The sequence below is a fragment of the Blastomonas sp. CCH1-A6 genome, assembly GCF_001556365.1.
Classification (GTDB): Bacteria; Pseudomonadota; Alphaproteobacteria; order Sphingomonadales; family Sphingomonadaceae; genus Blastomonas; species Blastomonas ursincola.
Genome location: NZ_LSIS01000187.1, coordinates 18,622 through 38,597 on the forward strand (window position 1 = coordinate 18,622; position 19,976 = coordinate 38,597).

Consider the following 19,976-nt stretch of genomic DNA (forward strand, 5'->3'; position numbering starts at 1 on the left):
TCAGGCGGCGTCGGCATCAGGGGGCGCCGGATCGTTGGCTGGGATGGCGGGAGCGTCGGGATCGGGAGCGGGCGCACCATCGAGCGTCCGCCATTCGAGCATGTCGTCGCTTTCGCGCTCGCAGTCCTGGCAGGTGGTGGAATCGTAGGTGCTGAGCAGCACCCAGGCCTGTTCGGGCTCATCCCAGGCCGCGACGGCGTCCTTGGTGACGTTGTCGCTGCCGCAGTCGTCGCACACCGGCTTGACCCGGGAGGCGGCAGGCGAGCACAAGCGATCCCCGGTGCAGATCGACCAGTCACCGTAGAATTTGCCGTCGTAGGGCAAGCAGTCGCCGGCGAGCTGAATGGCGTGTTCGCCGTAGCCGTCGTGGAAATGAATTTCCGAATTCGGGAAGAACTTTTCCAGGACCGCCTTCGCGCCGCGGATCTTCACCTCGCTGCCATAGGTGGTGTGGACATAGTCGAGCGGTCCGATCGCGGGGCCTTCGCAGCCCCAGTCTTCGACGTCCTCGTCGGGCGTGGCGCGGCCGTGGAACAGATAGAGATAGACGCTCATCGTGGCGGTCCTTTCAGGCGCTGGGGAGGAGGTGCGCGAGCGCGCTCGCGTCGACCTGTTTGGAGATCGGGGCGGTGCTTTCGACGCGGACCGCGTCGAGGCTCTCGAACGTCTCGGGCATCTGGCGGCGTTCGTAACGGTCCTTGTCGACGAGACCGTGGATCGGCGCGCCCTCGTGGCGCGCGAAGCCGAGCGCATCGACGCTGACGACACGGCGGAAGACGCAGCCGACCTTGCCCTCGGGCACCCAGTCCGCCCAGGAACCCGACGCCGAGACGCTCTCGTACTGGCCGATGATCACCTGATAGGCGGCGCGGCGGCGGACGACGTGGCTGTCGTGGATCGACACTTCCTCGCCGGTCAGCGCGGTCCAGCGGTCGGGATGCCAGCAGCGCACCGAACGGCGCGCGTTCTCGACCTGCAGGGCGATGCCCGGAATGGGCAGGCGGCGAAACTCGCTGCCGAAGGCGTAGAGCACCAGCGCGTAATCGACGTCTTCCTCATAGTAAGGATCGTCGCGGCGCAGCGCCTCGGGCATCGCGGCCTGGCGTTCGTCCGACAGGACATATCCGCCATGACTGGGTGTCGATACGCGCCAGATGCCGGGCAGGACCTGGTCAGCGCGGTCGGGTGCGTCCCAGGGTGTCGTCTCAGGGCGTGGGCTGGGCTGGAACCGGGTCATCTGTCGTCTCCCTCAATGGATTCGACAGATTCCCTCTCTCTCTCCTCCCCCTCGGCAGACCGGGATGATGGCGGCAGGCAGGGTCGTTCATGGTGCAGCCGTGACTGGCCGCACGGATCGCGCTCACGCGCAAAGTGTTCTCAGTCCTGATATTTCACGACAGGAGATCGATCATGGGTGAAGCAACCGACAAGCTGAAGGCGGCAGGCAACAAGCTGGCCGGCAACGTCAAGGAAAGCATCGGCAAGGCGACCGATAACGCCAGTCTCGAAGCCGAGGGCAAGGCGCAGAAGGTCAAGGGCGCCGGTCAGGACGTCAAGGGATCGGTCAAGGGCGCGCTCGGCGACGATATCTGACCCCCCCGACCTTCGATGACACGATCGGGCCGCTTCGGGCAACCGGGGCGGCCTTTTCCTTGCGCGCCGGGAATCCGGGATTTCGAGCGCCACCTTTGAAGATCGACTTGAGGCTGCGCGGGCGCTCGGCTAGCCGTGCCGCGACCACGGTCATCCAGATCGCATCGCACCCCGTGGACGGCCTCGCGCCGCGCGCCTGATTGCAGCGCAGATGCTTCAGCAGGCCGTTCGACAGCGATCGCCGTCCACCCGCGCTGCGCAGCGTGACATGGTCGAACGTCGGGTAATCGGGATGATGGCGGGCGAGGCGCCGCGGGCTCGGCAGGGGCATCCCGCATCCGGCGCACAGCGACGACTGCGCCCAGCGCAGGATCCGCCGCTGGTTTCTGGCTTGGGTGGTCGATGCCATGATGCGAGAATGGTGGCCCTGGATTAAATTCCTGCCAACGACGTCATCCGATGTGCAGCTGGTCAAGCACGGCGGTTTCGAGACTGTCGCCTTCGAGATCCTCGGCATGGATCGTCACGACGGGGGCGATCTCGCGAAGTTTCTCGACCTGGCGCAGCTTCAGCCCGAGCGCATCGGCGTCGTCGCCGGTGACGACCTCGAGCGCCGCCTCGATCACCTCGCCGGTGGTGAAATCACGCAGGTCGAGAAGGAGGTCTGGACGCATCTCGCCGATCGACGTCGCGATATCGAACAGGAGCCGCTTGAACCCGACGCCGATGCCGCGCCGGCGAAGCCGGTACTGGAGATCGAGCAGGCCGACGATCGTCTTGCGTTCGGCGAGATTGTGGATCGCGACGAAATTGGCGGGGCGCGCGATCGGCTGCGCATAGGCGCGCAGGCACGCATAGCCCTCGCGCGGGTTGTGCTCGCCGACGACGGCCAGGACCAGATACGGCGGTCCGATGTGGCGCTGGTGGACGCCGATGTGGCGGATGCGGTTCTTGACGATCAGCTCGCGCCCTTCGGCAAGCGTGATGGTCGAGCCGGAGACGTCGATCGCATACAGGAGGAGGAAGGCCTGCGGGGCGTGCTCGCTCGGCCATTTCTTCGCCGCCTCGCGCAGTTTCGCGAACACGACGCCGCGTTCATAGGGGTCGATATGGGTGTAGAGATGGCGCGCGAGCGGGATGCCCGGTGCGATCTGGACCCGCTCGGCCGCGGCGCGCATCGCCGCGAACTCGCTCGCCATCGATGTCGTGCGCGGCTCGCCGACCTCGAGTGGTTCGACGACGTTGACCTGCGCCATTTCCATCAACTGCCACAGCAGGCGCGCGAGGCGCGGGATCGCGACGCCGCGGGTGCGATCGTCGGGTTCGCTGTCATCAGGGAGCTGCGCCAGCTTCTCGGGGGCGAGCCGGTGCGCCGAGAACAGCCCGTCGGGCTCGTTGATCGTGCGCGGGGTGGTGGTCGCCTTCTCGCGGATGCGGGGCGGCGCCTGCTCCCGGAAGAACGGGCAGTCGACGTCATGTTCGGGGCGACGCTGGCGGATGCTGGTGAGCCGGCGCAGGTAATAGGTTTCGGCTTCGGAGAGATAGGCCGGCGAGAGTAGCGGCGGGTCCGTCCCCTCCCCCAGGCAGTCGCAGGCTATCCACTGGTGATGATCGCGTGCCTTGACCACCATGATGACCGAGGCGCGGTGATCGCTGTCCTCGCCTTCGCCTGTGTACCAGCGCACCAGCGCCTCGCGCACCACGTCGGGTACGGGCGAGCGCAGGGTAAGACCCCGGGTATCGCGTGGGACGAGCCACATGGTGGTGAAGCTACTCCATAATGCTTGCCTTGTCGCCTTTGTTCACGTTACGTTCAATGAACAAAGGAGCTGGCCATGAAGCGTTCGGAATTTATCGGAGAGTTCGACCTCGATGCGGTGCTCACCGAATTGTCGGTCGATCTGGATATTCGCGTTACCCGGCGCATGCTCGCGGGGGCGTGCATCGGCAGCAATCCGGAGGATGCGTATCTCTCGGCGCGCGAGTTGCGGGAATCGCTCGAATGGATCCACGAGGGCGAGAACGAGGGCAAGGTCAAGCTGACCACGATCCTCAGCACCGCGTGCGACGATTTCCAGCGGTGCCTCTATTATTGCGTCGCCGGCAAGGGCGTCGTGACCATGCTCGACGATCTCGTCTGGCTGGAGAAGCTGCTGGAGGCGCGCGGTCGCATCGCCGGGCACATCTATCGCAACAAGCTGCCGGTGAAGCCGCTGGTCAATCCGTATGTCGCGGCCGAGCCGGATGGTCCGTTGGGCCGCTTCGACCCCGCGTTCGCGATCGGCGCGTCCTGGTCGCATGACCCGGGACCCGATTACGATTCCGACGATCGTGGCCCCGGTCCGAAGCTCAAGGGCTGACGACAAAAAGAAAAGGCGGTTCGGCAAGGGAGCATGCCGGACCGCCTCTTCCAGGGGGGGATATCAGTAACGCGCCTCGCACGCGAGCCGTTCCCCGCGCCGCCAGCGCGCCGGATCGATGAATTCTCCCGCATAGGCGCCGCGGCCCGCTGATCGCGCCTGTTCGGCCGCAGCGACATAGCGCGCGGCGCGCTGCGGATCGCCGCGCAGATATTGCGTCGCCGGCACCGCCAGACCCTGCAGGATCAGTTGCTCGCCCAGGTCGTAGCCGTCGACCGTGACGATGGCGATCGGACGGCCGTAGCTGCTCGCGCCGGTCATGCGGATCGTGGCGACACTGCTCTTGAGGATACGCGAGGCGGAATCCTGCGCGAACTTGCCGCACGGATAGCAGGCACCGTCCTTCGAGCACATCTGCTTGCGCTCGAAGGCGTCGGCCCCCGACAGGCGGAAATCGACCGAGACCGTGTCGCCGTCGATCGCCCGCCCCTCGCCGGTGATCGTCGCCCCGTCGCGGCCTTGGGGTTCCCCTGCCCCGCAGGCGGCGAGCGCGGCGATGCCGAGGAGCAGGGCGCCCCTCATGCGTAGCGCAATTCGACTTCGACGTTCGGCCCGTCGACGATGACCGGGAGGACGCGGAAGGGTTGCAGCGGATCGCCGGTGCGCACGATCGAGACCTGGCGTGCGCCGGCATCGAACATCCGCATGGCGACGCGCTGGGCATGGGCTCGGCTGCAGAGCTGCGACCGCTTCGGGCTGGGTGTGACGGGCGGATACGGGGCGGACATGGCGATGATCCTGACGTGGGGGATGTCGGCGATCAACCGAACACCGTCTTGTGGACGCGAGTTTCGGGCTTGGGCGGCACGAGTGTCCACGCCCATTTGCGAAGGTTACCGATCCGATATTTCGGGTAGCTGTTGCCGGGGATCGCGAGCGAGATCTTGCGGCCGCGCTTGTGGACGATGAACTCGTCTCCCTCATAGCCGTCAACGAAGGTGACCTTGCTCGGCAAGCGGATGTGCATGCCGTGTTCGAGCGGGCGTACCGGGGTCGCGAGCCGCTCGAGGCAGCGTCGGCGCCAGTCGAGCGCACCGGGATCGTCGGTATCGCCGAGCAGCGAGAGGATGCGCTCGGGGCATTCGGCCTCGCAAGGCCCGGCGTGTTCGGTCATATCCTTGTAGGCGAACACGAATCCGTCCTTGGCCCGCGGATTCCAGCTGACCAGGCAGACGGCCGCGAAGGCGGGTTCGTCGGTGCCGTCGGTCGACGGCACCACGGCCGCGTACCAGACCTTGTTGCGCAGGCAGGAAGAGGCGATGACGCGCAGCGCCTTGCCCTTCCCGTCGGCATCGCGGTTGTCGTAGGTGAATTGCGCGTCGAGATAGGCTTTGGGGCCTGTGTGCGGGAACATCGACGACAGCGGCATGCTTAGCCAGCCCATGATGGCGGTCCTTTCGCGTGTGTGGACGGGTGATCGATCAGCCGAACAGGCTGACCGGCTCGGCGACCGGCGGTGTGAGCCGCAATTCCTTGCGCAGCCGCACGGCGAACCGCTCGGGCGCGAGCAGGTCGCGGATCGAGGCGTAGCAGTCGCGCTCCCCGAGGTGATCGTGACGACCGCTGACGCGGCGGTAGATGACCTCGCGGTCGGCCATGGTGCCGTGGAGCGATAGCTGCATCCACAGCTCCTCGCCGTGGAGGGTGATCTCGCCGGACCGGGAGGCGTGGCTGCGGTTCGAGCGAAGGTCGTAGTGCGCGGGGTCGAGCCCCAGCGTTTCGGCGAGCCGGCGCAGCGCCTTGCGTCCGTCGCTGTGGAAGCGATCCTTGGCGGCCGCATCGTGCGCGACGCCGCGCACCGCGAGCGTCAGCAGCGCCGGGTGCTGTCGCAGCTCGGCGATACGGTCCATGCAGCGCCGCTTGAGGAGCGCGTCTTCGGACTGCCGCGCGGTGACGCTTGCGAGATGGCGGGCGAGCAGGATGACCGCGGGATCGGTCTCGAAGGCGATGCCGGCGTTGCGGCAGTCGTCGATCGCGCGGGTGATGGCGTGAAGGCTTGCTCCAATCGTGACCAGCGCGCTCGGGTCGAGCGCCTGCTGGTGGCGGAAGGCGACATCGTAGGGCATGAGCGATCTCCCGAGCGCCTCACGCGCTCAGAAATTCGCTCCCCCTCCCCTTCACGATAACCAGTTACGTAATTGCTCCGGTATTTCAGGATCGATGTCCTCGCCCGGTTGCATAGGCCGCAGACCCTGCTCCGCATCGACCGCGGCCTGCAGATGACAGGCGGCAACGGTCGCTCCGTCGTCGGTCGCGTCATAAAGCGCGAGCGCCTGCCGCATTAGCGCGAGCCGTATATTATCGCTCATGCCAGTCTCCCACTACGGTCTGCCGCCATGATTGCGTTCGGGGCAAACGAAAGCAGGCCCATAATGGTTGTAACGGCCGTGCGCTCATCGCAGCCTCCATCGGCCGACAAGGTCGACCATTGCGTCACGATAGCCCCACGCATCGGGATAGATCGCAGGCTCCTGCGCGAGCCAGGCCATGACAATTAGCATGTCCTCGGAAATGATCGCGTCGCAGTTGCTGAGGTGGAGGATGGGGAAGTGGCCGTTGTCGTCACCATTCCACCACGCCAGCAGGAAGGGGTCACGACACGAAAGTGAGTTTTGCGTACGCTAGGAGCGAACAGAACGTGTCCGTAAACCCGTTGCGCGCCGATCTTGTCCGGCAAGCCGTCAAAACCGTGCGCTGCCGGACACTCTGACGCTGACCGGCATACCAGCGTTTGACGGCGACGGCAGGAACCGCCCAAATCCTGCCGTTCAGTAAATCGTCTCGGCGTTTCGAAACCGGCCATTTGCCGTGCAGAAATATTCCCGCTTTCCCATGTACGACGGGCTGTTTTGAGAAAACTCAATCGGGAACAGATTTCGAGAAAGTAGCTCCCCTAGGCGCATCAAGAGAACGATCCTGCCCAGCTTTCTCGCTGCGCCTTCCCAAACGAGACGGTGCCGGAGACGATCCTAACTTCGGAAAGCTTTCCTGTCCCCGTCACGGACCCTAGGCGCTGATGCGGTTGGCCACGAGTTCGTCGACCACCGCAGGGTCGGCCAAGGTTGACATGTCTCCGACTTCGCCCGGTTTCCCTTCGGCAATCTTGCGCAGAATGCGGCGCATGATCTTGCCGCTGCGCGTCTTGGGTAGGCTGGGCGCAAACTGGATCGCATCGGGCGTGGCGATCGGACCGATCTCGCTGCGCACCCATTTGCACAGCGCGGCACGCAGGGCCTCGTCGCCCTCCTGATCCGCGTTGAGCGTCACGAAGGCGTAAATGCCTTGTCCCTTGATATCGTGCGGCATGCCCACCACCGCCGCTTCCGCCACACGCTCATGCGCCACCAGCGCGCTTTCGACTTCGGCGGTGCTCATGCGGTGGCCCGATACGTTGATCACATCATCCACCCGGCCGGTAATCCAGTAATCGCCATCGGCATCGCGACGTGCGCCGTCTCCGGTGAAATAGCTGCCCGGGTAGGTGCTGAAATAGGTCTGAAAGAAGCGTTCGTGATTGCCGTAAACCGTGCGCATCTGACCGGGCCAGCTACGGGTGAGGACGAGATTGCCCTCCACCGCGCCGGCCAGTGTGCGGCCTTCGGCATCGACCAGTTCCGGAAATACACCCGGCAGCGGCTTGGTCGCCGATCCTGGCTTCGCCTCCGCCGTGCCGTTCACGGGCGCGATCAGCGCCGCGCCAGTTTCGGTCTGCCACCATGTGTCGACGATGTCGCAACGCTCGCCGCCGATCACGCGGTGATACCAGTTCCAGGCCTCGGGATTGATCGGCTCGCCTACGGTGCCGAGCAGCCGCAGCCGGGACAGATCGTGTTGTTTCACCGGCTCCTCTCCTTCGCGCATCAGCGCGCGGATCGCGGTCGGCGCGGTGTAGAACACGGTGACGCCCAGACGCTGGCACGTTTCCCATAGGCGTCCGGCATCAGGATAGGTCGGCACGCCGTCAAACATTACCGTGCTGGCGCCGTTCGCGAGCGGCCCGTAAACGACATAGCTGTGGCCCGTGATCCAACCGACATCGGCCGTGCACCAGAATAGATCGTCGTCGGCTAACCCGAATAGAAGATCCGTGGTGAGCGTGACCCACAGGAGATAACCGCCGGTGCTGTGCAGCACGCCCTTGGGCTTGCCGGTCGATCCGCTGGTGTAGAGAATGAACAGCGGATCTTCCGCATTCATTGGCTCGGGCGGACAATCGGCATCGACCCCTTTGCTCAAGTCGTGCCACCACCAATCGCGGCCCTCCTTGAGATCGACCTCGGTCGTCGTCCGCTGTACGACGATAACCGTTTCGACCCCGCCCGCCTTTGCACAGGCCGCGTCGACATTGGCCTTTAGGGGAACCGACCTGCCGCCGCGCCTGCCTTCATTGGCGGTGATAACGAGCTTGGCGCCGCAATCGGAAATACGATCAGACAGACTATCGGGTGAAAAGCCACCGAACACCACCGAATGTACCGCGCCGATTCGTGTGCAGGCAAGCATGGCGATCGCGGCTTCGGGTACCATCGGCATGTACAGGACTACCCGATCTCCCTTGGCGACGCCGCGGCCCTTCAACACATTGGCGAAACGACAGACTTCCGTATGCAGTTCGCGGTAAGTGAGGGTTCGCCCCTCGCCCGGCTCGTCCCCTTCGAAAACGATGGCGGCGTTGTCGCCACGGGCATCCAGATGGCGATCGAGGCAGTTGACCGAAACATTCAGTTCGCCGTCGGCAAACCAGCGAATGCCGAACTCGGCTTTGTCGAAGCTGCTCTCGTCCGCTTTGGTCGGGAAGACGCTCCAGTTCAGGCGGCATGCCTCGGCCAGCCAAAAGGCGTCGGGATCGCGCTCCACCGATGCTTGCATCGCGTGAAGCCTGTCGGTTGCCGCCAACATGGTGATCTCGGCCTTCTCATAGACACGGCTTCGCACGAGAAAGCGTCGGCCCGTTCCGTTGTCGAGGCTGAACATCCCGCCCCGTCCCTCCACCACGTCGAGGATCAGCTGCGTGTGCTTCCATGCCGCGAATTGCTGCGCCCCGATATAGACTGGCGTGGTGCCTATGGTGCCGAGCAGCACGTCCGATCCGCCAAGGCAAAACTCGCTGCGGGGATAAACCATCGGGCTGGAACCGTCGCAGCAACCGCCCGACTGGTGGACCAGCACCGGGCCGTGACGGTCGACGATTTCGGCCAGCAGCGCCGCTCCCGCCTCGGTGGCAATCACACGGCGAACCAAAGCGGCCCGCCCCATTTTTCCCTCGTCCTGCTCGTCACCGTTCGCCATTATACGGTCAGGTCGAGGACGACCCGCCCTTCGATCTGGCCCTGCCGCATACGGTCGAACACCGAGTTGATGTCTTCGAGACCGGCAGTCGAGATCGTCGCCTTTACCTTGCCGTCGCCAGCGAATTCGAGCGATTCCTGCAGGTCCAGCCTGGTGCCGACGATGGAGCCGCGTATGGTAATACCGTTCAGTACCATGCCGAAGATGTTGAGCGGGAAATCACCCGGCGGTAGGCCGTTAAGCGCGACGGTGCCGCCGCGCCCGATCATGCCGACCGCCTGTTCAAAGGCCTTTTCGCTCACCGCGGTCACCAGCGCGCCGCGCGCGCCTCCGCTGGTCAATCGCCTTACCGTCGTGGCGGGATCATTGTCCGTCCGTGCGTTGACCGTCTCCACCGCACCGAGCCTGCGGGCGAGGTCGAGTTTGGCGTCGTCGACGTCGACGGCGACCACCTTCATCCCCATGGCCACCGCATATTGTACCGCCATATGGCCGAGACCGCCGATGCCGGAGATGACGACCGCATCGCCGGGCCGGGTATCGGTCATCTTCAGGCCCTTGTAGACCGTCACGCCCGCGCACAACACCGGCGCGATTTCGTTGAAGCCGACATTGTCCGGCAGGTGGCCGACATAATTGGGGTCGGCCAGCACGTAGTCGGCGAACCCGCCATTGACCGAATAGCCGGTGTTCAACTGGCTTTCGCACAGCGTCTCCCATCCACCGAGGCAGTGCGTGCAGTGACCGCAAGCGGTGTAGAGCCAAGGCACGCCGACCCGGTCGCCTTCCTTCACGTGGGTCACGCCCTTGCCCACAGCGGAGACAAAGCCCACGCCTTCGTGGCCCGGGATAAAGGGCGGCTCGGGCTTTACCGGCCAGTCGCCTTCTGCGGCGTGGAGGTCGGTGTGACACACACCGGAGGCCTGAATGGCAACCTGGATCATGCCGGGCTGGACCTCGGGAACCGGAACTTCCTCGATCCGCAGTGGCTCGCCAAAGGCGCGCACGACGGCGGCTTTCATGGTCTTGCTCATGACATCTCTCCTGTAGTTTTATCGTTCGAAGGCCGGGCGGCGGGCGAAACTCCGCGTCGCCGTGCCCGGGCTGTTCGCCTCAGAAGAAGCCGAGCTTCTTCGGGCTGTAACTGACCAGCATGTTCTTGGTCTGCTGATAGTGGTCGAGCATCATGCGGTGGTTTTCGCGCCCGATGCCGGATTGCTTGTAGCCGCCGAACGCCGCGTGAGCGGGATAGGCATGGTAGCAATTGGTCCACACACGTCCCGCGCGGATCGCGCGGCCGAAGCGGTAGCAGGTGTTCGCATCCCGGCTCCACACGCCCGCGCCCAGGCCATAAAGCGTATCGTTGGCGATGTTCAGCGCCTCATCCTGGTCCTTGAAGGTGGTGACCGACAGGACCGGTCCGAAGATTTCCTCCTGAAAAATCCGCATCCGGTTATGGCCACGGAACACGGTGGGTTTTACATAGTAGCCGCCTGCAAGATCGCCTTCGAACCGGGCTGCCTCGCCGCCGGTCAGCAGTTCGGCGCCCTCCTGTTTGCCGATATCGATGTAGGATAGGATCTTCTGCTGCTGTTCGGATGATGCCTGCGCGCCGATCATTGTCTCCAGATCGAGCGGATTGCCTGCCTTGATCGCCTCAACGCGCTGGATCGCGCGTTCCATGAAGCGGTCGTAAATGTTCTCATGCACCAGTGCCCGGCTTGGACAGGTGCATACCTCGCCTTGGTTGAGCGCGAACATCACTAGGCCCTCGATCGCCTTGTCGAGATAATCGTCGTCCTCGCGACATACGTCCTCGAAAAAGATGTTCGGACTTTTCCCGCCGAGCTCCAGCGTCACCGGGATCAGGTTCTCGCTGGCATATTGCATGATGAGCCGACCCGTCGTCGTCTCGCCCGTGAAGGCAATCTTCGCGATGCGGTTGCTGCTGGCGAGCGGCTTGCCGGCTTCCAAGCCGAAGCCGTTGACCACGTTGACCACCCCGGCGGGCAGCAGGTCGCCGATGATTTCCATCAGGACCATGATCGACGCCGGCGTCTGTTCGGCCGGTTTCAATACCACGCAATTGCCTGCCGCCAGTGCCGGTGCGAGTTTCCACACCGCCATCAGGATCGGGAAGTTCCACGGAATAATCTGGCCGACCACGCCCAGTGGCTCATGGAAATGATAAGCGACCGTATCGTGATCGATCTCCGAGATACCGCCTTCCTGCGCGCGGATGCAGCCTGCGAAATAGCGGAAGTGATCGATCGCCAGCGGAATGTCCGCGGCCATTGTCTCGCGTAGCGGTTTTCCGTTGTCCCAGGTTTCCGCGATGGCGAGCTCGCGAAGATTTTCCTCCATCCGGTCCGCGATCCGATTGAGGATCAAGGCTCGCTCGCTAACGCTGGTGCGGCCCCAGGCCTCCTTCGCCGCATGCGCCGCATCCAGCGCGGCTTCGACATCGGCCGCCTGACTGCGTGCCACCTGACCAATGGATCTGCCGGTAATCGACGAGATGTTGTCGAAATAGCGCCCGTCCTTGGGCGCGGTCCACTTTCCGCCGATGAAGTTGTCGTAGCGTTCCGCGAACGGCACCGTCATCGAAGTGGCGGGGTTGGTCTGCATGTCCATCACGTCATCCTCTCGAAACCGCCGGATCCTTCCGGTCGCGAGGACGATAGTTCCGCGAGATGGCGGCGGTGCACAGGGACTGCCGGTTGATGGAATGGGTCGATTGTCTCGCTATCGAGACAATGGGGAGACCAGATATGTCAGCGACGCTGCAAACCTACCCTTTCCATTCGACGATAGAGAGTAGCTCGACCGATGCCGAGTTCCTTTGCCGCCTTGGTGGCGTTGCCGTCTGCCCGCGCCAGCGCGCGGCGCAAGAAAGCCCGTTCCGAGTCAGCGAACGAGGTGGCTTCTTCGCCACCGAGGATATTCGAAGCCGTGCGGCGGCCCCCGAGACACGCGTTGGTCAGTTTGAACCGATGCCTTGCAGCGAAGGTCGCGCCGATGACCAGATCGTCCCGATCAACGGCCAGCAAGGCTGCATCGCCGCCTGGCAGATTGGCATCGATGATCCGGTACGAGGCGAAATGCGCGCGAAAGATGCCGCTCTCGATCCGGCGAGCGGCATCCTGCACGATCTTCTGAACGAGCATTCCCATCGCGGCGCTGTGGTCGTAGCGGCAGTTCGAGATATCCAAGGCGCCGACAAGCTGGCCGGTCGCATCGCGCACCGGCGCATCCATGCAGCTTATGCCCGTATTCCGGCTGGCGAAGTGTTCATCTCGATGGATCGTGACCGGTCGACCCTCGATCAGGCAGGTGCCGATCCCGTTCGTGCCTTCCCGGCTTTCGCTCCACACTCCGCCGGGCGTCAAGCCGATCCGATCGAAAAGCTCGCGGTCACCCGCGAGGCTACGCGCTTCCAGAACGACACCGTCATTGTCCGACAGCATCACGGCGCAACCCGTGGCAGAGACGATCTGGAACAGCTGGTCGACCAAGGGACGCGCGACCTCCAGCATCAACTCACAGCGTTGCCGCCGCTGAATCAGGTCACTTGCAGATACAAGATCTGGAACCCGATCGGCTCCTGCGTCGAGACCGTGCTTTAGGCCCGAACGACACCAGCTGGCAGCAACAAGCGAATGCGCGGCACTGGCTGAGCAATGCAGGACCTCTTCGACAACTGCTTCATGCCGATCCTTCATCGCGCCGGGATACACGAAATGTCGCCAGTTGTCGAACCAATGCCGTAGTGTTCTACATCCCGCCAGCGGCCTTTGGTGTGAAGAAAGGTATCCTTGCGTCGATAAATTGACATCACGCTGACCGGTCACCCTGCCTGCATCGTGCCATCCGGCAATTGCTTGCAGCCGCCCATCGGTTCGTCCGTCAGTCAGGACAGGCCTGTTTTGGCTGACGGATGAGCAGATTGAGCGGCTGCGGCCGTTCTTTCCCAAGAGCCACGGCCGGCCGCGGGTGGACGACCGACGGGTTCTGAGCGGCATCGTCTTCGTCAACCGCAATGGGCTGCGCTGGCGAGATGCGCCCAGCGCCTATGGGCCACACAAGACGCTCTACAACCGGTGGAAGCGCCGGGGTGAGGCAGGCGTGTTCACGCGGATGATGGAAGGGCTGGCGGCGGCAGGCGCCGAGCCGAAGACGGTTATGATCGACGCCACCTACCTGAAGGCGCACCGCACGGCATCGAGCCTGCGGGTAAAAAGGGGGGCCTTGGCCGCCTGATAGGCCGCACCAAGGGCGGCATGAACACCAAGCTCCATGCCGTAGCCGATGCGAACGGACGCCCCTTGAGCTTCTTTATGACCGCCGGGCAGGTCAGCGACTACACCGGTGCGGCCGCGTTGCTGGACGACCTGCCGAAGGCTCAGTGGCTGCTAGGTGACCGCGGCTACGACGCCGACTGGTTCAGGGATGCGCTCCAGGCCAAGGGCATCCAACCCTGCATCCCAGGGCGGCGGTCCCGCAACGAGCCGGTCAGGTACGACAAGCGCCGCTATCGGCGACGTCACCGCATCGAGATCATGTTCGGCCGCCTCAAGGACTGGCGCCGCGTCGCAACCCGCTACGACCGCTGCCCGACCGTCTTCTTCTCCGCCATCGCCCTCGCTGCCACCGTCATCTTCTGGCTGTAATCAACGAGTCCTGACCTTAAAGCATGATCGCGCGCTTGGTGGGTGCCACTGCGGTAAGCATGTAACTGTCCCAAAACACCATCCTTTTCGAGAAAGGCAGCAGCGCGACACGGTAGCAGCTATCAAACCTACCTCCCGGAAAGCGGTCGGATTGCTTCTCGCGAAGTATCGCCGTTCGCTGTCCGTTCGCTCCTAGCGTACGCAAAATTCACTTTCGTGTTGTGACCCCAGGAAGTCCGCGACGCGCGCGGCCTGCCCGGTATCGGACGAGGCGACATCCACGAGGCGGCCGATCGCGGCGCCGACCTCGTCGAAGGCGAGTGCGCGGATGAGGGGGCGGCGTTGCGGTTGCATGGTGCGTATCCTGTCCTATCGGGTGGAAGCTGTCATGCGATCAGGATGGGGCGTGCTTCCCGGCCTGGGCGATCATCACGGCGACCGCCTCGTCGAGCGCGGCGTCATCGCCGTTGACCATGCGCGCCGACGGGGTGAGGCGTTGCACGCCGGCGAACACGATGGCGGGTGTCCTGCCCTTGAGCCGATAGCAGAACACCTGGTCGCCCTCGATCGTCACCAGCTTCGTCCGGCATTGCCGGCGCAGCCGCTTCGCCTCCTCGATCCGGGTGATGAGCGCCGCCACCTCGAATTCGAGGCAGTGCGGCATGACGCTGTCGCCGAGCCGCGAGACGGGCCGGTTGGCGGCGAGCCAGGCATCGACCGCCTGTTCGGTGACGCTGCCGACGGCATGGTAATCGTCCGCGGCGCCATGACCGCGGTTCGAGGCGAGGAAGGCGCGCTGCCCATCGATCCAGATCTCGGCCGAGTAGCAGGTCGTTTCCTCGGACAAAGCGTCGACCACCTTCAGCTTGCGCAATTCGATGTGCATGGTGCGATCTCCAGGTCATGCTGCGAGGGCTTCGGGTTGGTCGATCCCGGGCGCGCCACCCGCGGCGGCGTTATGGAGCCAGGTCACCGCCTGCTCGGCTTTCGCCGCGGCCTTGATGATCGCGCTTGAATCGCCCTTCAGGATCTTCAGCCAATGATCGACGTAGCTGGCGTGGTTGTCGTGCAGCTCGCCGGGCAGATTGAGGTCGGCGCACACCAGACACTGGCCGATGCAGGCGACCAGCTCCTCGAACGCATAGGCGTTGTCGCCGAACTTCTTGCCGAACTCGCGGTTGAGGCGCTGCGGCGCGCCCGAATAATGGACATATTCGTGCGCGAGCGTGCTGGCGTAATGATCGTCCGAGCGAAACGCGCCGCGCTGCGGTAGCTGGATATAGTCGCCGATCGGCGAATAGAATGCCTGATCGCCGCCATGCCGCACGGTCGCCGGCAGGCCTCCGAAGAAGGCATCGATCGCGGCGCGGTGCCGGCTCTCGATGCGCGGTTCGGGCGGTGCGGGCACCGGATAATAATACGCCGGGAGACCGTCGATCTGATCGACGTTGAACACCGTGTACGAGCGCAGGAACCGGATATTCTTCGTCGCCGCCTCGCCGGTGACGCGGTCCGCCTCGGTTTTCGAGAAGGTCGAATAATAGACGCTGTGCGCGCCATGCTCGCCGCGCCGTACCTGTCCGCCCAACTCGGTCGCCTGTCGGTAGGTCATCCAGTTGCGGCCAGAGAACCCCTGGGCGTCGCCGATCGCCCAGAGATAGAGCGCGTTGATGCCGGTGTAGGGCGTGCCGCAATGCCGCAGCGGTCGCCCCCCTGCCCCGGTCAGTCCCCAGGGGCGCGACCAGGGCAGGACGCCGGCTTCAAGCTTGGCGATTATGAGGTTGGTGATCTCGGCCGCGACATCGCGGCGTGGCGCAGTCGATTTGCGGTGAAAGGTCATGGGAAAGCTCCCTCGATGCGCGGGCCACGCGTGACGGTCCGCGGGTAAAAAGAAGGCGGCCGCCCCGGTGAGGGACAGCCGCCAAGGTGTGCCCGGGAGACGAACGGGCCGGGGGTATCGGGGGGCTATTCGGCCGCGATCAGCGCCTCGTCGCTGTCGATCCCGGCATCGTCGGCACCGAGATCATCGGTGTCGCCGTAGTCGTCGTCGTCGAAGCCCTCATCGCCGGGCTCGTCGTCGATTGCCTCGTCGGCACCGGCGACCGACACGAGATCGAACCGCATCGCGTCGGGCACCCAGGCCAGCGCCGCGTCCTTGGTCTCCGCCTCGGTGATCGCTTCGCCGGCGAACAGCTTCTCGCAGCTGGTCGAGATCTCGCCCTTCTTCGAGGCCATGTAGCGGGCCGCGAGCGGCGCGCCCCCGACGTTGGTGAGCAGCGCCAGCAGCGTACCCTTCGACACGCGGTCGAAGAAGTTCGCCGAGGTAGGGCGCCACCATTTGGCGGGTTCGATCTCGAGGATCGAGGCGAGCCGCGCATGGAGCGGGTTGGTGGTGACCGAGCTGTAATCGGGCTTGGCCTCGAGCGAGGTCGCCACCACGACCGCGAGCCAGGCCGCCTTGGCGTCGTCGCTGAGCGCGCGGAACGCCTCGAACCGCTCGACCGGGTTCGACCCTTCCGTCCACGACGTGTCGAGACCCTCGCGGGCTTCGGCGATCGCGACCTGCGCCTGCGTGGCGGGCTGATCCTTGGGCATCTGCGGGTCCTGCGGACGCCCTGCCCGAACCGTCGTCCCGTAGCGGCCGTAGCCGTGGCTGGGGTCGGCGAGGCAGAACAGCATATAGTCGAGCGCGAGCCCCGGATCGCCGAGGATCGAGGCGGCGAGGATGTCGCGGCGCTGGACCGCCAGTTCGTCATGGAGCCGCGCGCTGAGCGGCTTGCCGCCAGGAGCGACCGCCTCGGGCGGCAGGTCGGCGGTGCGACGCGACGACGGCGACGACGGCAGCGGCCGATCGTCCCCGGGCAGGCGGATCGGCGTTTCGCTGTAATAGGTCGTGTCGAGCGTCATCTTGCCGTCGCGGCCGAGCGTCAGGAAGACGCCGACCTGGCCCTTGACCTCGTCGGTCAGCTCGGGCGCCTTGTCGTGGATCGCCTGATATTCCTCGCGCAGCCGATCCGATTCCGCATCGAGCGCGGCATAGGTGTCGTCATCGATACCCTCGTCCTCCATATCGCTCTCGATGACCTGCACGCGCTCCTCGATCTTGTCGCAGCGCGTCTGTTCCTCGTCCGTCAGCGGCGCTGCCGGCAGCGTCACGCGGTGGAGGTCGGACGTGATGCCGTAGAGGCTGGTCGTGGCGACGGGGCGCACCCATGCGACGCCCAGTTCCTCGCCGAGCCGCTTGGCCTCGGCCTCCATCAGCGAGGCAGCGAGCGTCTGCGCGAGTTCCGGGTCGGTCCAGCGGTCACCGTCCTCGCTGAACAGTTCGCGCTCGATGCGGCCGCCCGCGGCGACATAGGCATCGGCACCGACCAGGATCGCGATCGGATCCGTCGCCTTCATCGTGTCGTTGGCGATCGCGCGACGGATCTGGTCGGCGTTGACGTAGGACGAGTGACCATACTGCTCGAACACGCGCTCCTGCTTGGCCTTGTCGGCCGTCGAGCCGTAGGCCTTGGCCATCTCGTAGGAGATCTTGCCCGCGGCCAGGGCTTCGAAGATCGGTTCGGCAAGATCGGCGAGGCGCAGCCGTCCCTCGATGAAGCGGCGGGTCTGGCCAAACCGTTTGGCGACCGCGTCGACGTCACCGTCGGTCTTGAGGAAGTGCTGGAACGCGACGCATTCCTCGGCGACGGTCATCTGCTCGCGCTGGAAATTCTCGGTCAGCGACACCTCGCGCAGGTCCGCCTCGTCGCCGGTGATGATCTTGACCGGCACGTCATAGTCGGCGGCAACGATCTCGCCGGCTTCGGCCAGCATCATCGCACCGAGATAGCGGCGATCGCCGGCGATTATCTCGAACATGCCCTTCGGGCGGGGGGCGGTCACCAGCAGGTTCTGCATGATGCCGCGAGCGCGGATGCTGGCGGCCATCGCCTCGATATTCTTGGGCGGGGTGGTGCGCACGTTCTTCTCGGAACGCTTCAGCTTCGCGAGTTTGACGGTCTGGGTCATCTATCGTCTCCATGAGCGGGAAAGTGTCCGGTGCACGGGTGTTTCCCCCGACCCGGACACCCTCCCCGCTCCTTCTCCCCTCTCGTTTCCCGCTTGGGCGGGAGGGCGACTGGGGCTCGCCGACAAGCGGCTACCTTGCTGCTAGCTGGCTGTTATCGTGCCGGTCAGGCCATCAGCTTTGCGAGAACCGCATCGGCCGTCTCGACGGGGATGAAGACGCGCGTCTTGTAGGCGATGATCTCTGTGAAGCAGCCGATCGACTTGAGCCACGCGAGCTGGTCGGCCGGTGCGCCGCTGATCTCGATGCGCGGCTTGGCGTTGACGCGTACGCGCTTCACCTCGCACACGAACGGTCGCCGGATCGTGACCGTCCCGCCCTCCATCGCGGCGCGCGCGACCTCGGCCGGGCTGAGCACGTCGTTGCTGTCGAGGCCCATCTTCGAGAACAGCGCCGGCACGTCGCCCGGGAACACCATGCGCCCGAGCCAGGAGCGACCCTCGGCATCGACCACGCGGTTGACCACGAGATGGTCGCTCGGCAGCGCCGACCAGATCGGCAGCAGAAGGCCGGTCGCGAGCCGGATCGTCTCGACGTCGAGCTTGCCGCGGATCTCGTCGACCTCGGCCGACCATTCCGCCTCGAACCGTGCGCGGCTGCATTCCTCCCAGGCCGTCTCGTAGAGATCGTCGAGTGCGAGATATTCGTGCCGGGTCGGACGCATCAGTTCGATGCGCGACACCGCCACCCCGTCCTCGGTCAGCCAGGAGCGCGCGTTGGTGCGCAGCGCGACCTTGCCCGACTTGCCGTTGCGCACGAACACGGCGGTCTGGTCGGTATCGGCGATGCGCAGCACGCGCTCGAGCGACATGGGGTTGCGGCGCCGGGTCACCTCGATCGTCAGCAGGTGCGAGGTCGCCTTGCTGACCGGGTCGGTGCGCAGGATCGTATCGTCGAGCACGGTCGCGGTCTCGACCGTCATCGTCTCGACGCCGACATCGAGTGTCCCCGCCTCGCGCGCGGCCGCGACCCGTGCCTCGACCAGCGCCAGGAATTCGTCAAAGATGCAGTTCTGGAGCCCGATCGGCAGCGCCAGCAACCGGTTGAGCCAGCGCTGGATGGGCGGGAGATCCTCCTTCAACACGCCGTCGGTATCGAGCAGTTCCAGGCCGGTGCGATGCTGGAAATCGGTGAGGTTGGTGCTGGTCAGCTTCCCCGCGACGAGCAGGTGATACCAGCTGATGAGCGCCGCCTTGGCGTAGTCGCTTTCGAGATTATCGGCCGGGTCGAACAGATTCTGCCCCCCGGTCTGGCGCTGGCCGCGCGTCAGAGCGCCGAGGCTGTCTAGACGCCGCGCGATGGTCGAGGTGAACCTGAGTTCGCCCTTGCAGTCGGTCGTGACGGGCCGGAACAGGGGCGAGCAGGCCTGATGCGTGCGGTGGGTACGTCCCAGGCCCTGGATCGCGCGATCGGCCCTCCAGCCCGGCTCCAGGAGCAGATGCGCGCGTTGCTGCTGGTTCTTCGCATCGAGGCTGGCATGATAAGACCGCCCGGTCCCGCCGGCGTCGGAGAAGACCAGGATGCGCTTGGTGCCTTCCATGAAGGCGGCGGAATCGGCCTGCGTGGCGCGGGCCGAGCGCGATTCGAGCTTCTGCCCTCCCCCGCTCACCGTGATGAGGCGCTTGGTGCGCCCCGTCACCTCGGCGACCATCTCGGTGCCGAACCGGGTGATGATGGCATCGAGCACGGCCGCGATCGGCGGCAGCGCGCAAAGCTGCTCGACCAGATTGTCGCGCTCGGCTTCGGCTTCGGGGTTGGTGACCGGGTGGCCGCTCTCGTCGAACAGCGGTCGCGAGCGCACCTCGCCGGTGTCATCGCGGAAGAAGGTCATCTGCTGGACCGGGAATGCCCGCGTCAGATAGTCGATCACGGCTTCTTTGCAGTCGCAGTTTACGTCGAGCGTGGCGGCGGGATGCGCAGGTTTCCTTCGGT

22 protein-coding genes are annotated in these 19,976 nt (G+C 65.0%); 3 read left to right on the plus strand and 19 right to left on the minus strand.

The window, feature by feature from the left end; all coding sequences use genetic code 11:
- The gene (locus AX735_RS08220) at positions 1-555 is read right to left on the minus strand and encodes a hypothetical protein (protein WP_062126489.1); all 555 of its coding nucleotides are present in this window, start codon (positions 553-555) and stop codon (positions 1-3) included.
- 13 nt (positions 556-568) lie between these two features.
- Positions 569-1,237 carry a DUF7007 domain-containing protein gene (locus AX735_RS08225; RefSeq protein ID WP_035386547.1) on the minus strand — a complete coding sequence of 223 codons (669 nt, stop codon included), beginning with the start codon at positions 1,235-1,237 and terminating at the stop codon, positions 569-571.
- A gap of 173 nt (positions 1,238-1,410) precedes the next feature.
- Here AX735_RS08225 and AX735_RS08230 point away from each other — a divergent pair, with 173 nt between their 5' ends.
- Positions 1,411-1,593, plus strand: coding sequence for a CsbD family protein (locus tag AX735_RS08230; RefSeq protein WP_016510257.1), 183 nt, complete (start codon positions 1,411-1,413; stop codon positions 1,591-1,593).
- Here AX735_RS08230 and AX735_RS08235 read toward each other — a convergent pair.
- Positions 1,565-2,002: an HNH endonuclease gene (locus tag AX735_RS08235; protein WP_062126486.1), complete on the minus strand. Its 438-nt coding sequence runs from the start codon at positions 2,000-2,002 to the stop codon at positions 1,565-1,567. The two genes, AX735_RS08230 and AX735_RS08235, sit on opposite strands and share 29 nt — an antisense overlap.
- Positions 2,003-2,045: 43 nt before the next feature.
- Positions 2,046-3,353 carry a hypothetical protein gene (locus tag AX735_RS08240; protein WP_062126483.1) on the minus strand — a complete coding sequence of 436 codons (1,308 nt, stop codon included), beginning with the start codon at positions 3,351-3,353 and terminating at the stop codon, positions 2,046-2,048.
- A 75-nt stretch (positions 3,354-3,428) separates the two neighbouring features.
- Here AX735_RS08240 and AX735_RS08245 point away from each other — a divergent pair, with 75 nt between their 5' ends.
- Complete coding sequence (locus AX735_RS08245; protein ID WP_016510268.1) at positions 3,429-3,953, plus strand: hypothetical protein; 525 nt, start codon at positions 3,429-3,431, stop codon at positions 3,951-3,953.
- Positions 3,954-4,016: 63 nt separating this feature from the next.
- Here the strand turns inward: AX735_RS08245 and AX735_RS08250 are convergent, their stop codons facing one another.
- The 10 genes from AX735_RS08250 to AX735_RS08290 form a co-directional block, all read right to left on the minus strand.
- Complete coding sequence (locus AX735_RS08250) at positions 4,017-4,535, minus strand: thermonuclease family protein (protein ID WP_037447358.1); 519 nt, start codon at positions 4,533-4,535, stop codon at positions 4,017-4,019.
- The gene (locus AX735_RS24955) at positions 4,532-4,777 is read right to left on the minus strand and encodes a hypothetical protein (protein ID WP_079247040.1); all 246 of its coding nucleotides are present in this window, start codon (positions 4,775-4,777) and stop codon (positions 4,532-4,534) included. The genes AX735_RS08250 and AX735_RS24955 overlap by 4 nt, the downstream gene beginning before the upstream one ends.
- Positions 4,774-5,382, minus strand: a complete 609-nt coding sequence (locus tag AX735_RS08255; protein WP_231729971.1) for a DUF6927 domain-containing protein — start codon at positions 5,380-5,382, stop codon at positions 4,774-4,776. Before AX735_RS08255 ends, AX735_RS24955 begins: the two co-directional genes overlap by 4 nt.
- A 52-nt stretch (positions 5,383-5,434) precedes the next feature.
- Positions 5,435-6,079, minus strand: coding sequence for a hypothetical protein (locus tag AX735_RS08260; RefSeq protein WP_010408914.1), 645 nt, complete (start codon positions 6,077-6,079; stop codon positions 5,435-5,437).
- A gap of 51 nt (positions 6,080-6,130) precedes the next feature.
- On the minus strand, positions 6,131-6,322 hold the full coding sequence (locus AX735_RS08265; RefSeq protein WP_024310640.1) for a hypothetical protein: 192 nt from the start codon (positions 6,320-6,322) through the stop codon (positions 6,131-6,133).
- A gap of 84 nt (positions 6,323-6,406) precedes the next feature.
- Positions 6,407-6,598, minus strand: a complete 192-nt coding sequence (locus AX735_RS26775; protein WP_446471797.1) for a DUF7673 family protein — start codon at positions 6,596-6,598, stop codon at positions 6,407-6,409.
- A 421-nt stretch (positions 6,599-7,019) separates the two neighbouring features.
- Positions 7,020-9,254, minus strand: coding sequence for an acetate--CoA ligase (gene acs / locus AX735_RS08275; RefSeq protein WP_446471796.1), 2,235 nt, complete (start codon positions 9,252-9,254; stop codon positions 7,020-7,022).
- Between the two features lie 47 nt (positions 9,255-9,301).
- On the minus strand, positions 9,302-10,336 hold the full coding sequence (gene adhP, locus AX735_RS08280; RefSeq protein ID WP_066278433.1) for an alcohol dehydrogenase AdhP: 1,035 nt from the start codon (positions 10,334-10,336) through the stop codon (positions 9,302-9,304).
- A 79-nt stretch (positions 10,337-10,415) separates the two neighbouring features.
- Positions 10,416-11,936: an aldehyde dehydrogenase gene (gene adh / locus AX735_RS08285; protein WP_066278437.1), complete on the minus strand. Its 1,521-nt coding sequence runs from the start codon at positions 11,934-11,936 to the stop codon at positions 10,416-10,418.
- A 140-nt stretch (positions 11,937-12,076) separates the two neighbouring features.
- A complete protein-coding gene (locus AX735_RS08290) occupies positions 12,077-13,153 on the minus strand; it encodes a helix-turn-helix domain-containing protein (RefSeq protein ID WP_231738994.1) in 1,077 nt (358 codons plus the stop codon).
- Between the two features lie 25 nt (positions 13,154-13,178).
- On the opposite strand from AX735_RS08290, the gene AX735_RS24230 reads away from it, so the two are divergent.
- A protein-coding gene (locus AX735_RS24230; RefSeq protein WP_425475286.1) for an IS5 family transposase occupies positions 13,179-13,972 on the plus strand; the annotation gives its coding sequence in 2 pieces (ribosomal slippage) (positions 13,179-13,536 and positions 13,536-13,972; 795 coding nt in all).
- Positions 13,973-14,164: 192 nt separating this feature from the next.
- Here the strand turns inward: AX735_RS24230 and AX735_RS24960 are convergent.
- The 5 genes from AX735_RS24960 to AX735_RS08320 form a co-directional block, all read right to left on the minus strand.
- Positions 14,165-14,326, minus strand: coding sequence for a DUF7673 family protein (locus tag AX735_RS24960; RefSeq protein WP_156445589.1), 162 nt, complete (start codon positions 14,324-14,326; stop codon positions 14,165-14,167).
- A 40-nt stretch (positions 14,327-14,366) separates the two neighbouring features.
- Positions 14,367-14,858, minus strand: a complete 492-nt coding sequence (locus tag AX735_RS08305) for a hypothetical protein (protein WP_016510938.1) — start codon at positions 14,856-14,858, stop codon at positions 14,367-14,369.
- A 15-nt stretch (positions 14,859-14,873) separates the two neighbouring features.
- Positions 14,874-15,812 carry an ArdC family protein gene (locus tag AX735_RS08310; protein WP_062126480.1) on the minus strand — a complete coding sequence of 313 codons (939 nt, stop codon included), beginning with the start codon at positions 15,810-15,812 and terminating at the stop codon, positions 14,874-14,876.
- 125 nt (positions 15,813-15,937) lie between these two features.
- Entirely contained in the window at positions 15,938-17,986 is a 2,049-nt protein-coding gene (locus AX735_RS08315) for a ParB/RepB/Spo0J family partition protein (protein ID WP_066278458.1), read from the minus strand.
- A 164-nt stretch (positions 17,987-18,150) separates the two neighbouring features.
- Positions 18,151-19,875 (minus strand): strawberry notch C-terminal domain-containing protein, encoded by a 1,725-nt coding sequence (locus tag AX735_RS08320; RefSeq protein WP_050811008.1) that lies wholly within the window; start codon positions 19,873-19,875, stop codon positions 18,151-18,153.
- Positions 19,876-19,976 lie beyond the last annotated feature (101 nt).